This is a genomic window from Staphylococcus muscae (genome assembly GCF_003019275.1).
Taxonomy (GTDB): Bacteria; Bacillota; Bacilli; order Staphylococcales; family Staphylococcaceae; genus Staphylococcus; species Staphylococcus muscae.
The window spans coordinates 236,428-258,939 of record NZ_CP027848.1 but is presented as its reverse complement, the minus strand read 5'-3'; the positions used below and the strand labels follow the sequence as shown (position 1 = coordinate 258,939).

General features: G+C 37.6%; 20 protein-coding genes. All 20 read right to left on the bottom strand.

The features are described 5' to 3' along the window. Window positions 1-55: 55 nt before the first annotated feature. On the bottom strand, window positions 56-1,027 hold the full coding sequence (locus tag C7J88_RS01240) for a bifunctional riboflavin kinase/FAD synthetase (protein WP_095116412.1): 972 nt from the start codon (window positions 1,025-1,027) through the stop codon (window positions 56-58). 18 nt (window positions 1,028-1,045) lie between these two features. Next, on the bottom strand, window positions 1,046-1,963 hold the full coding sequence (truB, locus tag C7J88_RS01235) for a tRNA pseudouridine(55) synthase TruB (RefSeq protein ID WP_095116410.1): 918 nt from the start codon (window positions 1,961-1,963) through the stop codon (window positions 1,046-1,048). A gap of 107 nt (window positions 1,964-2,070) precedes the next feature. Beyond that, entirely contained in the window at window positions 2,071-2,415 is a 345-nt protein-coding gene (rbfA, locus tag C7J88_RS01230; RefSeq protein WP_095116408.1) for a 30S ribosome-binding factor RbfA, read from the bottom strand. Window positions 2,416-2,532: 117 nt separating this feature from the next. After that, window positions 2,533-2,688 carry a hypothetical protein gene (locus tag C7J88_RS10385; protein WP_157728681.1) on the bottom strand — a complete coding sequence of 52 codons (156 nt, stop codon included), beginning with the start codon at window positions 2,686-2,688 and terminating at the stop codon, window positions 2,533-2,535. Window positions 2,689-3,292: 604 nt separating this feature from the next. Continuing rightward, entirely contained in the window at window positions 3,293-5,404 is a 2,112-nt protein-coding gene (gene infB / locus C7J88_RS01225) for a translation initiation factor IF-2 (RefSeq protein ID WP_095116406.1), read from the bottom strand. Window positions 5,405-5,415: 11 nt separating this feature from the next. Then, a complete protein-coding gene (locus tag C7J88_RS01220) occupies window positions 5,416-5,727 on the bottom strand; it encodes a YlxQ family RNA-binding protein (protein WP_095116404.1) in 312 nt (103 codons plus the stop codon). Continuing rightward, on the bottom strand, window positions 5,724-6,011 hold the full coding sequence (gene rnpM, locus C7J88_RS01215) for an RNase P modulator RnpM (protein WP_095116402.1): 288 nt from the start codon (window positions 6,009-6,011) through the stop codon (window positions 5,724-5,726). Before rnpM ends, C7J88_RS01220 begins: the two co-directional genes overlap by 4 nt. An 11-nt stretch (window positions 6,012-6,022) precedes the next feature. Then, a complete protein-coding gene (nusA, locus tag C7J88_RS01210) occupies window positions 6,023-7,204 on the bottom strand; it encodes a transcription termination factor NusA (protein WP_095116399.1) in 1,182 nt (393 codons plus the stop codon). 20 nt (window positions 7,205-7,224) lie between these two features. Then, on the bottom strand, window positions 7,225-7,692 hold the full coding sequence (gene rimP, locus C7J88_RS01205; protein ID WP_095116397.1) for a ribosome maturation factor RimP: 468 nt from the start codon (window positions 7,690-7,692) through the stop codon (window positions 7,225-7,227). 123 nt (window positions 7,693-7,815) lie between these two features. Further along, entirely contained in the window at window positions 7,816-12,126 is a 4,311-nt protein-coding gene (locus C7J88_RS01200; protein ID WP_095116395.1) for a PolC-type DNA polymerase III, read from the bottom strand. Between the two features lie 220 nt (window positions 12,127-12,346). Beyond that, the gene (locus C7J88_RS01195) at window positions 12,347-14,050 is read right to left on the bottom strand and encodes a proline--tRNA ligase (protein WP_095116393.1); all 1,704 of its coding nucleotides are present in this window, start codon (window positions 14,048-14,050) and stop codon (window positions 12,347-12,349) included. A gap of 27 nt (window positions 14,051-14,077) precedes the next feature. Beyond that, window positions 14,078-15,358: an RIP metalloprotease RseP gene (rseP, locus tag C7J88_RS01190; RefSeq protein WP_095116392.1), complete on the bottom strand. Its 1,281-nt coding sequence runs from the start codon at window positions 15,356-15,358 to the stop codon at window positions 14,078-14,080. A gap of 6 nt (window positions 15,359-15,364) precedes the next feature. Next, window positions 15,365-16,495, bottom strand: coding sequence for a 1-deoxy-D-xylulose-5-phosphate reductoisomerase (locus C7J88_RS01185; protein WP_095116390.1), 1,131 nt, complete (start codon window positions 16,493-16,495; stop codon window positions 15,365-15,367). A gap of 15 nt (window positions 16,496-16,510) precedes the next feature. Further along, a complete protein-coding gene (locus C7J88_RS01180; protein WP_095116388.1) occupies window positions 16,511-17,293 on the bottom strand; it encodes a phosphatidate cytidylyltransferase in 783 nt (260 codons plus the stop codon). A gap of 14 nt (window positions 17,294-17,307) precedes the next feature. Then, a complete protein-coding gene (gene uppS / locus C7J88_RS01175; RefSeq protein ID WP_095116386.1) occupies window positions 17,308-18,069 on the bottom strand; it encodes an undecaprenyl pyrophosphate synthase in 762 nt (253 codons plus the stop codon). 289 nt (window positions 18,070-18,358) lie between these two features. Then, window positions 18,359-18,913: a ribosome recycling factor gene (frr, locus tag C7J88_RS01170; RefSeq protein WP_095116384.1), complete on the bottom strand. Its 555-nt coding sequence runs from the start codon at window positions 18,911-18,913 to the stop codon at window positions 18,359-18,361. 18 nt (window positions 18,914-18,931) lie between these two features. Continuing rightward, the gene (pyrH, locus tag C7J88_RS01165) at window positions 18,932-19,654 is read right to left on the bottom strand and encodes a UMP kinase (RefSeq protein ID WP_095116382.1); all 723 of its coding nucleotides are present in this window, start codon (window positions 19,652-19,654) and stop codon (window positions 18,932-18,934) included. A gap of 155 nt (window positions 19,655-19,809) precedes the next feature. Further along, window positions 19,810-20,688, bottom strand: a complete 879-nt coding sequence (gene tsf / locus C7J88_RS01160; RefSeq protein ID WP_095116380.1) for a translation elongation factor Ts — start codon at window positions 20,686-20,688, stop codon at window positions 19,810-19,812. An 87-nt stretch (window positions 20,689-20,775) separates the two neighbouring features. After that, window positions 20,776-21,564: a 30S ribosomal protein S2 gene (gene rpsB, locus C7J88_RS01155; protein WP_095116378.1), complete on the bottom strand. Its 789-nt coding sequence runs from the start codon at window positions 21,562-21,564 to the stop codon at window positions 20,776-20,778. Window positions 21,565-21,728: 164 nt separating this feature from the next. Continuing rightward, window positions 21,729-22,502, bottom strand: coding sequence for a GTP-sensing pleiotropic transcriptional regulator CodY (codY, locus tag C7J88_RS01150; RefSeq protein ID WP_095116376.1), 774 nt, complete (start codon window positions 22,500-22,502; stop codon window positions 21,729-21,731). Window positions 22,503-22,512 lie beyond the last annotated feature (10 nt).

Genomic DNA, 22,512 nt, shown 5'->3' with positions numbered 1-22,512 from the left:
GTCGGAGTCTCAACCTACCAAGACTAAGGTCTCTATCGAATTCATTCAATAGACTTTATATAGTATATGATACATCATCTTCAAAATCAACTGATAATAAGTATTTTGCACGTTCTTTATCTTGATTCATTTGTGCAACAAGTGGATCTATGCCGTCAAATTTCATTTCTGGGCGAATATAATGATGCCAGTTTAATGTCACACGTTCTCCGTAAATATTTTCTTCAAAATCAAAAATATTCACTTCAATAACAACTTGTGGTAAGTCATCATGGAAAGTCGGTTTAACACCCACATTACAAACGCCTCTATATACCTTATCACTTGTACCAATTTTTAAGCTTACAGCATAAACACCTTTTGCAGGTAATACATAGTCATCACTCAGATGTATATTAGCTGTTGGGAATCCAATGGTGCGACCTCGTTTTTCACCTTGTACAACAGTTCCTTTCACTTGATAACGATAACCGAGTGCTTCGTTAACCTCTGCCAAATTACCTTGTGTTAAATCACGACGAATGGCTGTTGTTGAAATTTTTTCATCATTTAGATCTTGTTTGCTGACAGTGATACATTCAATCTGATTCGCATATTCTTGTAGCATACTCATATTGCCCTTCCCGTACTTACCAAACGTAAAGTCAAATCCTGCAACAGCAACTTTTACATGGTTATTGACGAGATAGTCTTGAATAAATGCTTCAGGAGACACTTCTGCAAAACGACTTGAAAAATTAACCACGATACAGTAGTCAATACCCTTACAACGCAATAATTCAAGTTTATCGTCTAACGGTGTTAAATAAGTCGTACGCTTTTGCTTCGGATTCAAAACCACTGACGGGTGTGGATCAAATGTCATCACAGCTTTTTTCAAACCACGTTCTGTTGCCACTTCATCCAGTCGCTCAAATAATGCTTGGTGTCCTCGGTGTAAGCCATCAAAAAAGCCAAGTGCGATGGCAATATCTTCTTGAATGTATTGATTATTTTGAATAGGATGTGTAATTTCGATAACTTCCATTTTTACGTCATACTCCTTCTAGTTAAATACCTTTTTCGGTTTGATTTCATTTGCTCGTGATGGATGCACTTCATATATTGCTAAAACTTGATCTGTTGTTGCATCAACCATAATAAGTGTTTGATCAAAATCAATATCAAATTGCGCGCGTTCAAACTTCTGACCATTCTTAATTCTTTGAATCAGATTTGCATCATGTACTTTATATTGCGGGAATGCCTTTAAGCCATATATGAGCGGTAATAGCGCATCCGTTAACGTCTCTTCGTCATGACGTTCTTGAATGGTGTCTAATGTGAGTGCTTGTGCGACATCAAAACCACCACTATTTGTTCGTGTTAAGCGTGACATGTGTGCTGGATAGCCAAGTGCTTTCCCAATATCTGTTGCAAGTGTTCGAATATATGTCCCTTTACCACAAGTCACGTCCATTTCAAACGTTGCTTTACCATTAGTAGTGATAACGTCAGATACTCTTTGAATGTTTTCAATATACACCTGACGTTCAGGGCGTTCTACTTCAAGCCCCTGACGTGCGTATTCATAAAGTTTTTTACCATTTACTTTGACTGACGAATACATCGGGGGAATCTGTGTAATCCATCCCGTAAATTCTTTCAATATGTCATCCACAACTTGATTAGTAATCACATTCGCATCCACTTGCTTCTGATCAACCACGTCCCCTGTTTGATCTTCAGTTGTTGTAGAAACACCTATTGTCACTTCGGCGTGATAAGTCTTCCCCATATCCATGACATAGTCACTCACCTTAGTAGCTTGTCCAATACAAATAGGCAACACACCATCTACTTCTGGATCCAAGGTACCTGTATGTCCTACTTTCTTTGTTTTGAGAATTTTACGCAGTTTAAATACAACATCATGACTTGTCAAACCACGTGGCTTAAAAACCGGTAATATACCATGATACATATGTATGGCTCCTTATCCGTATAAATTTCAAACATAACTATAAAACAAAAGCTAGGATATATGATTCATCGGTTTAGACCGCATGACATATCCTAGCCTTATCACTGTTAATCCTGTTTGTGTAAACCTTGAATTAATTGTTCGATACGATTACCGTATTCAATCGATTCGTCATATTCAAATTGTAATTCTGGAATAATTCGGAGGCGCATACGTTGCCCAAGTTCTGATTTTAAGAAACCAGTTGCTTTTTCTAGTCCTTTGAATGTATCTTGACGTTCTTTGTCATTACCAAGCACTGTGAAATACACCTTTGCTAATGACAAGTCATTCGTAGGTTGTACATCTGTAATTGTTAAAAATCCAACGCGTGGATCTTTTAATTTATTGTTGATGATATCCATTAATTCTTTTTTCATTTGTTCACCAACACGTTCAGCTCTCATGTTCATCTTTTTCACCTCTTTATGTGTTGTTTCGCCGTTCACTTCAATATCTCATTATATATGACGAGTGAAGTGAACGTCAATCATTGGCGCTTGTCTTAAAACTTGTTATATTGTTCTCAATTATTCAACTTTATTTCTAATGCCACATATCAGAAAGACAAGTCCCATTAACAAAATAATTAAAGTACCACCCCAAAGGTCAGGTGATAATATGAGCATGATCAATGCCATTAAAACCCCTGCAATTCCTAATAATAAATCAAGCTTTCCGTTCATTTTCTTACCCCACTTAAATCAATGTATCTTTATACATTAATTATATCACTAAGCCTTATTTTCTAATAGCGACATAAGATTGATATTTAATTCCGCAATAATTCAAAAGAGATCTTGCAGTCGATTATATTTGTCAGTTTTGGAGTGATATATCTTAAATTTTACTCTTTAAATCGAGTAGGAGAATAGCCATTAGTTTAATATTCGTTCTCTCACACCACCAAGCGTAAGAATTCTATAAACGAATATGATTATTATCCAACTAAATTTCTTTTTCGATATCCTATATATCCTAAAACGATAAATAGAATACTCATTATAGTTAAGATTATAAAAGTGCTCACATCAAAATTGTCTTTTGGCATTTGTTGAAGCCAATTCAATATAGCTGTTTTTGAAAACCATTCTGGTAAGTCTAAAATATTGCCGAAGTAGGAGATGACAAAATTGTATCCAATATATGCATAAGCAATTTTTCCAAATTTTCGTGCCCATCCAAGTGTTAAAGCTGCAAGACTCGCGAATAATAATACAGCAGGTTAAAAAAAGAAAAACACGCTTCACCTGATACCTATCAAATGAAACGTGTTTCTCTTTGAACTATTTATCTTTCAATTTCAACCATAATGAATGCTTCGATTACGTCGCCTTCCTTAAGGTCATTGAATTTCTCAATTGTGATACCACATTCGTAACCTTGTGCCACTTCTTTCGCATCATCTTTGAAACGTTTTAATGAATCAAGTTCACCTTCAAAGATAACGATACCGTCACGGATGACACGTACGCCAGCATCTCTTGTGATTTTACCGTCAGTAACATAGCTACCTGCGATTGTACCCACTTTAGAGACTTTGAATGTTTGACGAACTTCTGCTTGTCCGATTACTTTTTCTTCATACTCAGGATCAAGCATACCTTTCATTGCTGATTCGATTTCTTCAATAACATTATAGATAACACGGTGTAAACGCATATCTACGTTTTCAGCTTCAGCAGCACGTTTCGCACCAGCATCTGGACGAACGTTGAAACCAATGATGATACCATTAGATGCGTTTGCTAACGTGACGTCAGATTCGTTGATGGCACCTGTCGCTGTATGAATAATACGGACATTAACACCTTCAACATCAATTTTCATTAATGATGCTGCTAATGCTTCAACAGAACCTTGAACGTCACCTTTAATAATGACATTTAAGTCTTTCATTTCACCTTGTTTCATTTGTTCAAACAAGTTATCAAGGGAAACGTTTTTGCTTTCTTGACGTTGTTGGATAATGCTTTCTTGTTCACGTGCTTCACCAATACGGCGTGCTTTTTTCTCATCTTTAAAGACTACGAAACGGTCACCGGCTTGTGGTACAGCACTTAAACCAGTGATTTCAACTGGTGTTGATGGACCTGCTGTTTTAATACGTTTACCAAGGTCATTCACCATCGCACGTACTTTACCGTGTGTATTACCAACTACGATCGCATCTCCTACATGTAATGTACCATTTTGAACAAGTAATGATGCTGCTGGTCCACGTGATTTATCTAATTCAGCTTCGATAACTGTTCCGACTGCTGCTTTATCCGCATTCGCTTTTAATTCTTGTACTTCAGAAACCAATACAAGCATTTCTAATAAATCATCGATACCTTCACCGCTTAATGCTGAAAGTGGAACGAAGATTGTGTCGCCACCCCAGTCTTCTGGGATTAAGTTGTATTCAGCAAGCTCTTGCATCACACGATCTGGGTTTGCTGTTGGTTTATCAATTTTGTTTACAGCAACAATAATTGGCACCTCTGCTGCTTTGGCATGGTTAATCGCTTCAATTGTTTGTGGCATAACACCATCATCCGCAGCAACAACAAGAATCGTAATGTCAGTCACTTGCGCACCACGTGCACGCATTGTTGTAAACGCAGCATGTCCAGGTGTATCTAAGAATGTAATTTTGTTGCCATTGTTTTCGATTTGGTATGCACCGATATGTTGTGTGATACCACCGGCTTCTCCTTCAGTAACGTGTGTGTTACGGATAGAGTCAAGCAATGTTGTTTTACCATGGTCAACGTGACCCATGATTGTAACGACAGCAGGACGTACTGTTGCATCTTCGTCATCTTCAACATCTTCAAAATATACATCTAAATCATTGGCGTCGATAACAATCTCTTCTTCAATTTCAACACCATAGTCTGATGCAATAAGTTCTAATGCTTCTACATCTAATGCTTGGTTGATGTTTGCCATAATACCAAGTAAGAAAAGCTTTTTGATGATTTCAGATGCATCTACACCCAACTTACCAGCAAGTTCACCTACTGTAATGCCTTCAGTGTATGTGATTTTAGATGGCATTTCTTTTGGTTCCGCTGGTTTTGGTTGTTGCTGTTGTTGTTTTTTCTGTTGGTTATTTTTGTTATTGCGTTTGTTTTTCTTGTTGTTTTGTTGATTGCCTTTATTGTTTTTAGGCTGTTGTTTGTTTTTACCTTGTTGGTTGTTGTTAGTTGGTTTGTTATTCTTCTTAGGTGCCGCTTCTTTTTTATCACTTTCAGCTTTTTTGTTGAAAGCTTTGTCCAAAATTTTCACATGATCCGCTTCTAACGTTTGCATGTGGTTTGATACGTCAACACCATTTTTCTTTAACTCATCAATGGCATCTTTACTTTTGATGTTTAATGATTTTGCATATTCATAAATTCTTTGTTTACTCATTCAACCACTCCTTACTCTTCTTCATCGATCATTGCTATTAACTTCTTAGCAAAACCGTTATCTGTTATACCGATATTCACACGTGATTCTTTACCGATCGCCACACCTAGTTCATGACGACTACTCACAACGCGATAAGGTATTTTATAGGTTGTACATTTATTCATTAATATTTTCTTCGTATTTGCCGATGCATCTTCAGCAATCAACACGAGTTTCAAACGCTGTTTTTTAATTTCTGCTAACAGAACAGATTCGCCAGTCTTGACTTTACCTGCACGCATCGCAAGTCCTAAAAAGTTTAAAAATTGTTGTTGGTTCATTTCGTAGGTATCTCTTCCCGATAAATTAATCGAATAATCTCTTTATACACAGGTTCTAATGTTTCTTGAGATGCTTTAAAAAACTGTTCAAGTTTTTGTGCTTGTTGTGCTTGCTCTACTAATGCAACATCTTTGCTGACATACGCGCCACGACCTGCTAGTTTACCTGTCGCATCTGCAGCAATGTCACCTTCTTTATTTTGTACGACACGAATCATGTCTTTTTTCGGTTTCATCTCGTTGGACAAAATACATTTTCTCATAGGAATTTTACGTTTTTTCATGAAAATCCCTCCTACTTTTCTTCTGTTTCATCCTCTAATTCTATGATGTCTTCATTTACATTCTCTGCCACTGTTGTCTCGTTTACTTCTTCATCAACGATCTCTTCATCTTCTACCACTTCTTCAACTTTAGGTTGTGGTTGATCAAGACCTAGTGCTTTCGCATCAGATTCAGACTTAATGTCGATCTTCCATCCCGTTAATTTCGCAGCTAAACGTGCATTTTGTCCACGTTTACCAATTGCAAGTGATAATTGATAATCTGGTACGATAACAGTCGTTGATTGATTTTCTTCATCAACAATAACATCCACTACTTGTGAAGGGCTTAACGCATTGCGTACAAAGACTTTAGGATCTGCATCCCATTGTACGATATCAATTTTTTCGCCGCCTAGTTCTTCAACAACTGCTTCAACACGTGCCCCTTTTGCACCAACACATGCGCCAACAGCATCGACATCATTATTTTCAGCGTACACACTGATTTTAGAACGGTCTCCTGCTTCACGTGCAACAGACTTCACTTCAACTGTGCCTTCAAAAATTTCAGGTACTTCTTGCTCAAATAAGCGCTTCAACAGACCTGGATGACTACGTGATACAAAGATTTGTGGTCCTTTTGTTGTTTGTTCTACTTTGTTTACATACACTTTAATGCGTTCGTTTGGCAAGTATGTTTCGTTCGGACTGCGTTCTGCTTCAGATAAGACTGCTTCTGTTCTACCTAAGTTGACATATACATAACGGTGATCGACACGGTCAATGACACCTGTAACGATATCATTCTCTTTATCGATGAACTCTTCATATAAAATTTCACGTTCTGCATCTCTTAAGCGTTGCATGACAGCTTGTTTTGCTGCTTGTGCACCCACACGTCCGAAGTCTTTAGGCGTTACATCTTCTTCATAAATGTCACCAATTTCATATGCAGGGTTTTTAACTAATGCTGTTGATAAATCAATCTCTTCACGATCATCGAAAACTTCTTCAACTACTTCTTTACGCGCGATGACGTGGAATGTACCACTGTCCAAGTTCAATTCAACGCGTACGTTACGCGCACTTTCATAATTCTTTTTGTAAGCTGTGATCAATGCGGCTTCAATCGCATCAACTAATACTTCTCTCGGAATTCTTTTTTCCTTTTCTAAATACTCAGTTGCTAATAATAGTTCGTTACTTTTCACGAATCTTCCTCCTTACATCATTAAAGCATGACTGCATGACGTGCTTTCGCTATTTTATCTCGTGGGATTGTGATGACTTTCGTTCTAGCTTTAATCTTCACGGTCATTTCAATTGTGTCTTCCGCTACTGCTGATAATGTGCCAAGCCATTCTTTATCACCGTCAATAGGTGCATATAGCGATACAAAAACAGGTTTCCCAATTGCTTTTTGGAAATCTGCTTCTTTCTTAATAGGTCTTTCTGCACCGGGTGATGCAACATCTAAATAATAAGCTTGAGAAATCGGGTCATGTTCATCCATGACTTCACTTATATGTTCAGATGCACGTGTACAATCATTGAGATCAATGCCACCTGGTTTATCAATTGAAATACGCAAATAATGATCGCGTCCTTCTTTTACAAACTCTACATCTACTAATTCATACCCTAAGTCGTCAAGGACAGGTTGTATCAACACTTCTACTTGCTCTGTAATTTTACTCATACGTGCCCCCTATCAGTGACATACAAACAGAAAAGAGCGGGTAACACCCACTCTTTCTGCTTGAGTCCATTTTTATAAGCAATATTATTATAGCACATATCCAACATGACGACAAATGAGAATCTACATGTCAAAGATAGACAGTTGTGCTTTGTCTGGCATATTTGGCAATGAACCAAGTTCGTCCAGATATTCAATAATCTTTGCTGAAACACCCGCTTTTTTATTTAAATCTTCTTTTGACAAGAACGGTCCTTCTTCACGTGCTTCAACAATACGACGTGCTACGTTTTCACCTAGACCTGGTACTGCAATGAATGGTGGAATAAGCGTGTCATCTTCAATAATAAATTCGAAGGCTTGGCTTTTCTCTAGACTTACTGGTTGCATTTTATAACCACGGTGTGCCATTTCATTCATAATTTCTAAGACGACTAAAACATCTTTTTCTTTTTTTCCTAGGTCCATAAAGCGACTGTACATATCTTTGACTGTATTTCGAATGCTATCTTTATCTTTAATCATTGTTAATAGATCAAAGTCTGATGCACGGACTGTGAAGTAACTAGCGTAATAGTATAAAGGATGATGTACTTTGAAATATGCAATACGCACAGCCATTAATACATATGCTGCTGCATGGGCTTTCGGGAACATGTATTTAATTTTTTTACATGAGTCCAAATACCATTCTGGCACGTCATTATCACGCATCGCTTGTTCGAACTCATCCGTTAACCCTTTCCCTTTACGTACAGATTCCATGATTTTAAAGGCAAGGGCAGGTTCGAGTCCAGCGTACATTAAAAATACCATAATGTCATCACGACAACCGATACAGCTAGATAATGTACATGTTCCACTTCGCACTAAGTCTTGAGCGTTACCAAGCCATACATCCGTGCCATGTGATAATCCTGAGATTTGAACGAGTTCTGAGAAAGTGGTTGGTTTCGTATCTTCTAACATTTGACGTACGAATCCTGTCCCGAACTCTGGTACGCCAAACGTTCCTGTTTTCGCCAATATCTCATCTTCAGTCACACCAAGTGTTTCAGGAGAACTGAAGATGCCCATTGTTTCTTTGTCATCTACTGGAATTGTTTTTGGGTCAATACCAGAGAGATCTTGTAACATACGAATCATAGTTGGATCATCATGTCCAAGGATATCGAGTTTCAAGACGTTATCATGAATAGAATGGAAGTCAAAGTGTGTTGTCATCCATGCTGAGTTTTGTGCATCGGCAGGATATTGAATGGGTGTAAAGTCGTATATATCCATATAGTCTGGTACAACGATAATACCCCCTGGATGCTGACCTGTTGTACGTTTCACACCGGTACATCCTTTCACCAATCGATCTACTTCTGCGCCACGCTTATGCATACCTTGATCGTTTAAATACCCTTTTACGAAACCAAATGCTGTTTTTTCAGCGACTGTACCAATTGTCCCTGCACGAAACACATAGTCTTCACCGAAAAGCACTTTGGTATAGTTATGCGCATGCGGTTGATATTCCCCACTAAAGTTCAAGTCAATATCCGGTACCTTGTCCCCTTTAAATCCTAAGAACGTTTCGAACGGAATATCTTGTCCTTCTTTAATCAATGGTGTCCCACACTCACATGTTTTATCAGGTAAGTCGAATCCAGAACCGACCGAACCATCATTAAAGAATTCACTCTTCTTACATTTTGGACAAATATAATGTGGTGGTAACGGGTTCACTTCCGTAATTTCAGTCATTGTCGCAACAAAACTTGAACCGACCGAACCACGTGAACCTACTAAATAGCCATCTTCTAACGACTTTTTAACCAATCGCTGTGAAATTAAATAAATAACCGCAAAACCATTACCGATAATACTATCTAACTCTTTTTCTAAACGATCGATAACAATTTGTGGAAGGTCTTCCCCATACAACGCTTTGGCATTGCGATAACTCATTTCACGAATTTCTTCATTTGCACCATCCATATTCGGTGTATATAACTTATCTTTAATCGGCACTACTTCTTCTATGCGATCTGCAAGCGCACGCGTATTCGTCACAACGAGTTCCTTAGCACGTTCTTCCCCTAAGAAATGAAAATCAGCTAACATTTCATCTGTTGTACGGAAGTGTGCTTCAGGTAATGTCGAACGATTCAGTGGATTCCCAGGTTGTGATGCAATTAAAATCTTACGTGCAATGCCATCATGTTCGTGTAAATAATGGACATTCCCTGTTGCAATGACAGGAATTTTATTGGTTTCTCCTACCGCTAGAATACGCTCGTAAATTTCAACGAGTGTTTCACGATCTCGGATCAGCTCTCGATCTAATAAGTCTTGATACAAGGCAGGTGGTTGAATCTCTATATAATCATAATACTTCGCAATTTTTTCAACTTCTGCTTGATCACGTTGCATCACTGCTGTAAATACTTCCCCTTCATCACACGCTGTTCCGACAAGAATCCCTTCACGATGTTCATCTAATACTGATCGTGGAATACGTGGTGTACGGTAGAAATACTTCACTAATGATTGGCTGACAATCTTAAATAAGTTCTTTAAGCCTGTTTGGTTTTGCACAATTAACGTCACGTGTTGCGGACGCGCACGCTTATAAGCATCCTCATTTGATAACTTTTGATTGATCTCCTGATGATTATGGACGTCTAATTCTTTCAACTGAGCTAACATTTTTACAAAAATATAGGCAGTTGCTTCTGTATCATAGATCGCTCTATGGTGTTGTGTGAGTTCCACACCATATTTTTTAGCTAAGAAATTCAAACCATGTTTTCCGTAACTCGTATTAATCGTACGAGAAAGCTCTAGCGTATCGATAACACCATTTGTTGATGGACCAAATCCTAATCGTTCATATCCTGTATCAATAAAGCCCATATCGAATGATGCGTTGTGTGCAACAAATATCGCATCGCCAACCCATTCTTTGAATTCTGTAAGCACTTCTTCAATTTCAGGCGCATCTTTCAACATATCGTCATTAATATGTGTCAGGTTTTTAATCGTCTCAGACAACTTCTCATGTGGATTACTAAAACGTTCAAACTTATCGATAATTTCGCCATCTTTTACTTTTACGGCAGCAAGTTCAATGATTTTATCATACTGGTTTGACAGACCTGTTGTCTCAACGTCAAACACAACATAAGTGGCTGATTGAAGCGGTATATCTGTTGGTTTATAAGCAATAGGCACCCCGTCATCAACAAGCATCCCTTCCATACCATAAATCATCTTAATGCCATGTTTTTTCGCTGCAGCATATGCATCTGGATAGGCTTGAACAACATTATGGTCAGTCACTGCAATGGCATCGTGTCCCCATTTTGCAGCTTGCGCCACATAGTCGCCGATATTCGTTACACCGTCCATTTGACTCATCGCTGTGTGCAAATGGAATTCGACACGTTTTTCTTCGGCTTTATCTTGTTTTTCAGTATGCTTTACTTCTTCAATATCAGACATCATCATTACAAGATCACGGATGTACATATCCTCTTCAATGCGACCTTGCGCACGAATCCACTTACCTTCTGATAATGCTTTGAAATGCTCTAAGTCATCTTTGTTTTTACGTGTGAACATTTTTAATACAAGTGAATCGGTGTAATCCGTTACTTTCAATTCTACAATATGGCGCCCACTCTTCAATTCTTTCAAGTTAATGTCAAAAATAACCCCTTCAATTGCCACTTTGAATTCTTCTTCAATAATGTCAGAAATTGGACGAACATTTTCAACTTGAATCGGTTTACCAATTTGGCATTTATCGACTGTTGCACCACTTTCTTCTTGTTTTGCACGTTGTTCTTTCATTTTTTCAATTTTCTCTGTTGCTTCACGTGCACTTTGTTCATCTTCTTGCTGAATGTGAGCTTCTAATGAAGCAAGATCATCGTTTTGACCCGTTGTATCCGTTTCAAACACAACTTTATCAACATCAAAGCCACACTGTTTCAACGCCTTTACGAGGCTACCATTACATACCTTATCAAAATGATCACGCTCGATATCGTTCTGAACGAGTACTTTGACAACAGTACCCGAAATGATAATACGTTTCTGACGCAATTGTCCTTTTACTTTTGGTGACAATCTCGTTTGATCGATACAGTCAGCAAAATATTTTAATAAATGCTCATCTTGGTTCTCAGAAGATTGTACACGAATTTGCCAATTGACTTTCGCAATATCCTTGAAAGTTTCTTTCATTGCGTGCGTAAATACTGCATAATCCTCATAACGCATCACATATGGGAGTGTGATATGAAATGTCCACTCACGCGTTTTTTCAGATACATCTACACGTGTTAATGCACTTTGTGCAACTATCGCTTCATCAAAATGTTCAAGCATATTGAGTTGTTTGAGCAAAATTTTAAATTTTTCTTGGTTCTGTATGTCCATATTTCAATCCACCTTATTGATCGAATAGATAATACTACTTTATGTATAAAAATATGAATAGGAGTGGGACAGAAATCTTCATATGAACAAGAGTTCGTGACCCACCCCAACTCGGATGCTTTCGTCTATGACGTCATAATTAATACGATGAAGCACACCCAACTATGACATCTTACGTTACAATTATATTCTATTATAGCAAACTCAAATCTTTGAAAGCTTACAATTGCTCATAAAGGTCTGCGATGTAGTCAGTGAGTGTATCAACATTGATTTCTTCACTTTCACCCGTGTCACGACGTTTTACTTCAACAATACCATCTTCAGCATTTTTACCAACAACGATACGAATTGGTAAGCCAATTAAGTCAGCATCATTGAATTTAACACCTGCACGTTCTTGACGATCATCATATAACACATCATATTTTTCTTGAAGTGTTGCATAAAGTTTATCTGATAACTCACTTTGTGCTTCTTTTTTAGGATTCACAGTAATTAAATGTAAATCATATGGAGTCACTGACTTCGGCCAGATAATACCGTTATCGTCATGGTGTTGTTCGATAACAGCACTCAATGTTCTTGAAACACCGATACCATAGCAACCCATTGTTAAGTTTTGTTCACGTCCTTGATTGTTTAATACTGTCGCATTCATTGCTTCAGAGTATTTTTCACCAAGTACAAATACTTGTCCAACTTCAATACCTTCAGCAAACTTCGCTGGTCCAGAGCCATCAGCAAGGGGTTCCCCTTCAAGGATGAATCGGAAGTCTCCAAAGCCATCTACTGTAAAGTCACGATCAATCACTGCATTGACAAAGTGATAGCCGTCTTCATTCGCACCTACTGGGATGTTAACTAAGTCTTGAACAGAATAATCTGCGTACACTTTAATATCACGGTCTGTGACAGGACCTAATGATCCCGGAGCAGCCCCTAGTAAATTGCGGATCTCATCTTCCGTTGCCATTTCAATGTTATCTGTTTGGAAGTAATCTTTTAACTTCACGTCATTGATTTCATGATGCCCTCTAATTAAAATCAACGCAAAGTCGCCATCCACTTTGAATACCATTGATTTCGTTGTGTGTTCTAATGGCAATTCTAATAATTCTGCAAGGTCTTTCGCCGTCTTAATGTTTGGTGTTGCGATTTTTTCTAATGCTTTTGGTGCTTTTTTTTCTGTATCAGGTGGTGTATAAACAACTTCTGCTTTTTCAATGTTTGCAGCGTAATCACTATTTTCACTGTATACAATGGTATCTTCACCAATCGCACTCAATGCATGGAATTCATGTGTATAATTCCCACCAATTGCGCCTGAATCGGCAACAACCGGACGTACATTTAAACCGACACGTTTGAAAATGCGTTTATAAGCATCATACATATCTTGATACGTCTTCATCAGTGATTCTTCATCCGTGTGGAAAGAATATGCATCTTTCATGATAAATTCACGACCGCGTAATAAACCAAAACGTGGGCGCTTTTCATCACGGAACTTTGTTTGAATTTGGAAAAGTGTTAATGGTAATTGTTTATATGAACGCAATTCATCACGAACTAATGAAGTGATGACTTCTTCATGCGTTGGTCCTAATGCAAATTCACGTTGGTTACGATCGCGTAAACGCATCAATTCTGCTCCATACGCTTCCCAACGGCCTGATTCTTGCCATAATTCTGCATGTTGTAATACTGGCATAACAACTTCTACTGCATCAATGCGTTCCATTTCTTCACGAATGATGTCTGAAATTTTATGAATTGCTTTCGTTGCAAGTGGTAAATAGCTATATACTCCTGCTGTATTTTGTTTAATCATTCCTGCTTTCAAAAGAAGTTGATGGCTAATTGCCTCTGCCTCTGCAGGAACTTCACGTAATGTCGGTATAAAGACTTTCGATTGCTTCATTCTTAAAAATGCCTCCCTTTATATGAATTATAAGAAATATCTTTGTATATCGTTCCAAGTAACTAAAATCATGATAATCATGACAAATACAGCCCCTGCTGCAATAATAACTGTTTCCGCTTTTTTATTAGCTGGTTTTCTAAAAATAGCTTCATATAAAACGAATAAAATACGACCACCGTCTAACGCTGGAATTGGCAATAAGTTCATAATCCCTAAGTTGACACTTAGTGCAGCTGTCCAACCAATCAAGTTAATAATTCCTGTTTTTACGACTGTGTCGACATTTTTATAGATACCTACTGGGCCATTGAGCATATCAAAGCTAAAATCACCCGTAAAAATACTACCAATCATGCTCACAACTGCAACAAAGATATACTTACCGTATCGTAATGTTTCTTCACCTGCATAAATAATTGGATCAACTAAAGAGTGTTCCTTTTTAGGTAGTATGCCGAGTTTGAATTCTGTATGCTTTTTATTTTTAGATACAGCGACTTCATATTTTTCTGGTTTAAATGTTTTTGTAATCGTCTTACCATTACGAGTCACTTTCACTTCTGTTTCCTGTCCATCTGTTGCTTTTAAAGCAGACTGCACGTCACGAAAACGGTTAACTTTTTTGTCGCCTATTTCAGTGATTGTATCTCCCTTTTTCAGGCCGATTTGTTCTGCAGCCATTCCTTCTGCAACTTGATCAATTGTTGTTGTGGGCGTGCCTTGATAGTAGGCTAAACCAAGCAGTAACACAAACGCTAATATAAAGTTAAACAGTGGCCCTGCAAATAATGTCAAAAACTTTTGCAATGGTTTTTTATGTGTAAATTGACGATCACGAGGTGCAATTTGAATCAAGCTCCCATGCTCAACATAGAAAGCTTTTTCAGCAATTGTATAACGATGACGTAACTCATCATATGCTGCGATTCCTTCGATGTACATATCTTCTTCCAAATCGACTTTTTTTACTTCGAGTGCTTCAATTTGTTGAAACTTATGTTGATCGTCAAGAATGACATGCGTAATCTCATCTTGGTCATTCAACTTAATGCGAATATGCATACCGGGTTGAACAGGTGCGTCTTCTAGACCATCTCCTGCCATACGGACATACCCACCAACAGGTAAAAGACGTATTGTGTACAATGTTTCATCTTTACGAAAAGATAGTATTTTCGGCCCCATACCAATCGCAAATTCTGGACACATAATACCTGCACGTTTTGCGAAAAACATATGTCCATATTCGTGTACTGTTACGAGCAAACCGAAAACAATAATAAATGCAATAATGGTTATTAACACAGATTGCTACACCTCATATTCTTTAGTTTTATAGTGATGATCCACTGCTAATATTTGTTCCAGTGTCGGCTGTTGAATCACTTCGTGTGCGTTCATTTCTTCTTCTATGAGGCGTTCAATGTCTAGAAAGCCAATTTCATTATTTAAGAACTTCGCAACAGCCACTTCATTGACCGCATTCAACACGACTGGCATTGTACCACCTATTTTCAATGCATCATATGCGTATTTTAAACATTTATAGCGTTCTAAGTCCATTTTTTTGAAATTTAATTGTGCCACTTCTGCTAAGTTAAGCGCAGGCGCATCATGTTCGATACGGTTAGGATATGTAAATGCGTATTGAATCGGCATGCGCATATCTGGTGTACCTAGTTGTGCCATGACACTCGTATCAACAAACTCTACCATCGAATGGATGATGCTCTCTTTGTGCAAAATCGTATCGATTTGTTCGATTTCTAAGTCAAATAACCATTTCGCTTCAATCACTTCAAAACCTTTATTCATCATCGTTGCGGAATCAATCGTGATCTTCTGCCCCATTGACCAGTTCGGATGATTCAATGCATCTTCAACCGTCACATGTTCGAGTTGATCACGTGTGAGATCTCTAAATGAACCGCCACTCGCTGTAATCGTAATTTTTTTTATTTGACGCTGATCTTCACCGTTTAAACATTGAAAAATTGCAGCATGCTCAGAATCAACAGGTAAGATATTCACACCATATTTTTTTGCATGTGCCATTACAAGCTCACCCGCAACAACGAGTGTTTCTTTGTTCGCAAGTGCAATATCAATGCCGTTCTCAATTGCAGCTATCGTCGGAGATAGTCCCACACTTCCAACTAGTGCATTCAAGGCAAGATCGTTGTGTGCGGCAGTTGCAACTTCTTTCAATCCTTCATCGCCATAAACCACTTTCACATCTAAATGAGAGAAACGCGCAACATCTTCTTCATATTGGACAGATACAATTTTAGGGTTGAGTCGTGTCGCAATTGCAACAGCATCATCAACACGTCTACCAACTGTTAGCCCGACTAAGTTAAAATGTTCTGGATGACGCTCAATCACATCAATCGCTTGTTGACCAATCGATCCAGATGCACCGAGAATCGCTATATTTTTCATTGATTTCACTTCACTTTACATTTGAATTAAAAGAATATTCATTAACGGCAATACGAACATAAAACTGTCAAATCGATCAAGAATACCACCGTGTCCCGGCAATAATCGACCTGAGTCTTTGACACCGAAGTGACGTTTAAAACCAGATTCCACAAGGTCTCCAAGTTGTCCAAACGCACTTAAAATCACCGTTAGAACAAGAATCCATACCATGTGTAAGTCGAATGGCACGAAGAACATAAAAGTCAATGGAACGAGTAGACTGCAAAAGAGTCCACCAATAAAGCCTTCGACAGTTTTATTCGGGCTGATAACTGGCCATAACTTGTGTTTCCCAAAAGAACGGCCAAATATGTATGCGCCTGTGTCTGTTAACCAGACGATTAAGAGACCGAATAAAATGAAATGCAGTCCTGCTTCGCGTGTTTCATAAAAATACATGAACCCGATGCCTACATATGCAACAGACATCAGACAAAACGCAGAGTCTATGAAGCTGAATCGGTTTTTTGACATGACCGTATAGCTTAAAATAACAAAACTTAAAATAATGAGCCCTTTTTGTTGTAGAACAGGAACCCATGCGCCAAATTCTTCAGGGAGCATAATAATGCTTAACCCTACCGCACTAATCAATCCAGGAATTGATAAAAAGCGAATTCGATTCATATTTAACAATTCTTTCAAGGCGATTAATGAGAGTACGAACGTGAAATACATCAACGTTCTACCACCTAATAACAAAATAGGCAAAAACACAATAAGTGCAATTATTGTTGTAATCGTTCTAATCTTCATCTCAATGCTCCTATCTACAATCCCCCAAATCGTCTTTGGCGCGATTGATATGTTTTTATACATGCTTGCAAATCTTCTGCATCAAATTCTGGCCACATCTTTTCATTAAAAATAAATTCACTGTATGAAAGTTGCCAAATCAAAAAGTTACTAATACGTTGTTCACCGGATGTACGAATAAGCAGGTCTGGATCTGGAAAATCAGCTGTCATCAAAAAGCGTGAAAAATCTTTTTCAGTCAACTGCTCAATCTCACTCTCTGAGGCATGTTTAAAATGTTTGATTGCATTTTGAATGCCGTGCATGATCTCTGCACGTCCACCATAGTTAATCGCAAAAATGAGCGTCAGACCTGTATTATCTGCTGTTTTCAACTTTGCTTCTTCAATGGCTTGTATTGTTTTCGTTGGCAATTCATCCACAAAACCAATTGTTTCTACTTTGACATTCTTCTCAATGAGTTCTGGTAAAAATGTATTTAAAAAGTTAACAGGGAGCCCCATAATATAATTGATTTCTTCTTGTGGACGCGACCAATTTTCTGTTGAGAAAGCATAGAGCGTCAAATATTTCACACCTAATGTACTCACTTCTCTCGTGATTGCTTTGATTGTTTCCATACCTTGAAAATGACCTTTTATTCTTGGCATTTTACGCTGTTTTGCCCAACGTCCATTTCCATCCATAATAATCGCAATATGCTCTGGTATATGTTGTAAATCTAATGTATCACACTGCGGTTGTCTGTTGTCATTCTTTCTAAATTTCTTAAACATGCGTGTTCCTCCGAGCCTTTAGTGTCTCTTAAATATATCATCTTACAAGTAAACATTCATCTATCATTCTACCACACTCATATAGCTCGTTAAATAAACATTAAAAAAACTGTACCAAAGTCTGATTCGGTACAGTTTAAGCATTTTCATTCCTATTGTTGATCTGTACAACCGTGTTGAAAACCATTCATATCTTACATCTTGAATAGTCTCTCACATCGTTGAACACCTTTGTCACCATTAAGATGGTTAAAGGTAATGACAGATCAATAAACACAATACATCTTATCTATACAGACATAATATCTTTTTCTTTATCTGCAACGAGTTGATCGATTTCTTTGATTGCCTCATTTGTAACGTCTTGAACTTCATCTGAAGAAACACGTAATTCATCTTCTGAGATTTCACCATTTTTCTCTTGCTTTTTCAATGAGTCATTGGCATCACGACGAATGTTACGAACAGAGACTTTCGCATTTTCTCCTGCTTTTTTCACATCTTTAACAAGCTCTTTACGACGCTCTTCTGTTAAAGCTGGAACCGTGATACGAATCACTTCACCATCACTTGTAGGGTTGACACCTAAGTTTGCAGCAATAATAGCACGTTCGATTTCTTTCAATGACGTTTTATCATATGGAGAAATCACTAATAAACGTGCTTCTGGTACATTAATGCTAGCCAATTGTTGAACAGGTGTTGGCGCACCATAGTAATCTGCATTCACACCTGATAACAAGTTAGAGTTTGCTCGACCTGCATTGATTTGCGCTAATTCGCGTGATAAGTTCTCAGCAGATTTTTTCATACGATCTTTTGCATCTTTAATAATTGCATTCATTAATAATTCACCTCTATATTATTTCGTAATAATTGTTCCGATATCTTCACCTAATACAGCACGTTTGATATTTCCTTCTTCCATGATAGAGAAGACTTTTAATGGAATATCGTTGTCCATACAGAATGAAGAGGCTGTCGAATCCATTACTTGTAATCCTTCTTGTAGTAATTGAATATAAGTTAAACGCTCATATTTTTGTGCGTTAGGATCTACCTTTGGATCCGCAGAATAAACACCATCTACGTTATTTTTACCCATTAAAATTACTTCAGCTTCTACTTCAGCTGCACGCAATGCTGCAGTGGTATCTGTTGAGAAATATGGGTTACCGATGCCGGCAGCAAAAATAACGACACGTTTCTTCTCTAAATGACGAATTGCACGACGACGGATATATGGTTCTGCGACTTGTTTCATCTCGATTGATGTTAATACACGTGTATCACAATCAAGTTGCTCTAAGCTATCTTGCAAGGCTAATGCGTTCATTACAGTTGCAAGCATTCCCATATAGTCCGCTGTTCCTCGGTCCATACCTAAGTCACTGCCTGTTTTACCACGCCAAATATTTCCGCCACCCACAATTACAGCGACTTCCGTATCTAGTTTAGCAACTTCTGCAACTTGTTGTGCAATACTTTTAATAATGATTGGATTAATACCAAATCCTTTTTCTCCTGCCAATGCTTCTCCACTAAGTTTTAATACTACACGCTTATATTTTGAAGTTTCAGTCATTATTCATTAACCTCTCTATTCGTATTATATGGAACAATACAAGTAAAGAAGACACAATAGGTATCTTCCTTACACACGGCTTCAATATCAATGCATTGAAGTCATGCAAAGGAGGACACAACAGGTGCCTTCTTTCTTATACAAAACCGTGTTGATTATTTCATTTGTCCTTTTACTTCGTCAGCGAAGTTTTCTTCACGTTTTTCTAAACCTTCACCCACTTCGTAACGAACGAAGTCAACTAATTTACCACCTTTAGCTTTAAGGAACTGTTCAACAGTTTGGTCTGGATCTTTAACGAAATCTTGGTTAACTGCACAGATTTCTTGTAAGTATTTACGTAAACGACCTTCAACCATTTTTTCTACGATGTTTTCTGGTTTACCTTCGTTTAATGCTTGTTGTTTTAATACTTCTCTTTCGTGTGCGATTTCTTCTTCGCTTACTTGATCAGAAGAAACATATTTAGGGTTGATTGCTGCGATATGCATTGCAACATCTTTTGCAGCTTCTTCGTCAGTTGAACCTTCAACAACTGAAAGTACACCGATACGTCCACCCATGTGTAAGTATGCACCGAATGCATCGTTGTCAGTTTTAGTTTTCACTTCAAAACGACGTAAGCTTAATTTTTCACCAATTGTTGAGATTGCTTCAGTCATGTGTTCAGATACTTTTTTACCGTTTGGTAATGTTGTATCGTTTAACGCTTCAACTGTTTCTACTTTTGTGTCTAAGATTTGGTTAGCGATTTCTTTAACAAGTTCTTGGAAACCTTCGTTACGTGCAACGAAGTCTGTTTCTGAGTTGATTTCAACTACAACAGCGTCGTTACCTTTAACTTCTACATGTGTAATACCTTCTGCTGCGATACGGTCTGCTTTCTTAGCAGCTTTTGCAATACCTTTTTCACGTAGGTAGTCAATCGCTTTATCGATGTCACCTTCAGTTGCTTCAAGCGCTTTTTTACAGTCCATCATGCCAGCGCCAGTTCTTTCACGTAATTCTTTTACAAGTTTAGCTGAAATTGCCATTCAGTATTCCTCCAATATCGATTGATTGTTTATTTTAAAAAAAGGGAGATAAGCATCAATATCTTATCACCCATTTTAAGATTCTACTTACTTAGATTCAACAGATGCTTCAGTTGATTCTGCTTCAGTTGTTTCTGCTTTTTCATCTTCGTTTAAGTCGATGTTTTGTTCAGCAGCTACTTCGTCGTTAGATACGCCTTGTTGACCTTCTAAGACAGCGTCTGCCATTTTACCAGTTAATAATTTAACCGCACGAATCGCATCATCGTTCGCTGGGATTACGTAGTCGATTTCATCTGGGTCACAGTTTGTATCAACAATACCAACGATTGGGATGTTTAATTTACGAGCTTCTGCAATTGCGTTACGCTCTTTACGTGGGTCAACTACGAACAATGCTTGTGGCATTGATTTCATATCACGAATACCGCCTAAGAATTTGATTAAACGGTCGTATTCTTTTTTAAGTTCAACAACTTCTTTTTTAGGAAGTACATCGAATGTACCATCTTCTTCCATTTTTTCAATTTCTGAAATGCGGTGTACACGTTTAGAAATTGTTTTGAAGTTTGTTAAGATTCCACCTAACCATCTTTGGTTAACGTAAAATTGTCCAGCACGTTCTGCTTCAGCTTTCACTGATTCTTGTGCTTGCTTTTTAGTACCAACGAATAAGACTTTACCGCCTTCTTCAGATACTTGTTTCACAAAGTTGTAAGCTTCTTCAACTTTTTTCACTGTTTTTTGTAAGTCGATAATGTAAATACCGTTACGCTCAGTGAAGATGTACTTTTTCATTTTTGGGTTCCAACGGCGTGTTTGATGACCGAAGTGAACACCAGCTTCTAACAATTGTTTCATTGAAATAACTGCCATAATAAAATTCCTCCTATTGGTTATCTTCCTCCACGTTAACTCATATAAAAACGATCTTGAGAATCGCACCCATTTATATGCTCGTTAAACGTGTGTGTTTTGGCTTTTAATAGCCGCATATAAATATACCATAATGATTCTTTATATGCAATAGTTAAAATTGACTATTCTATACGTTCTAATTCATCAAGAAATGCATGCTTTTTCACTTTGATGAATGTTCCTTTCATACCGAGTGAACGTGATTCGATAACGCCTGCACTTTCCAATTTACGCAAAGCATTTACGATAACTGAACGTGTTATACCTACACGGTCTGCTACTTTCGATGCAATTAATAATCCTTCTGTGCCACCAAGCTCTTCAAAGATATGATCAATCGCTTCTTTTTCTGAATATGATAAAGAGTTAATCGCCATAGAGATTGCTGCTTTATCACGCGCTTCTGCTTCAATTTCAGAATGTTTTTCACGTAAGATTTCCATACCGATAACCGTAGCTGCGTATTCACCTAATACAAGATCGTTTTCCTCAAATGGATCAGACAAACGACCTAATACTAATGTACCTAAACGTTCTCCACCACCGATAATTGGAAAAATTGTTGTTTTTGAATCTTCAAATAAGCTTCTACTCTCTAATGGGAACACAGATAATGGGTCTTCAATATCAATATTAGATGTTGTTTCATAAACATGCATCAATTTTTCAGTATAAGCATCTGGAATATGTTTATCGTCTAACATTTTAATAATACGGTCATTTTTTAATAATTCGTTTAAGCACGATCCTAAAATTTTCCCTCTTCGGGAGACAATAAATACATTTGTAACTGTTACTTTACTAATTGTTTGTGCAACATCTTTAAAGTTAACTGAAATTCCTTTATGTTTTTGTAATAAGCTACTGAGTTCTCTAGTCTTTATTAATAAGCTCATATTTCTACTC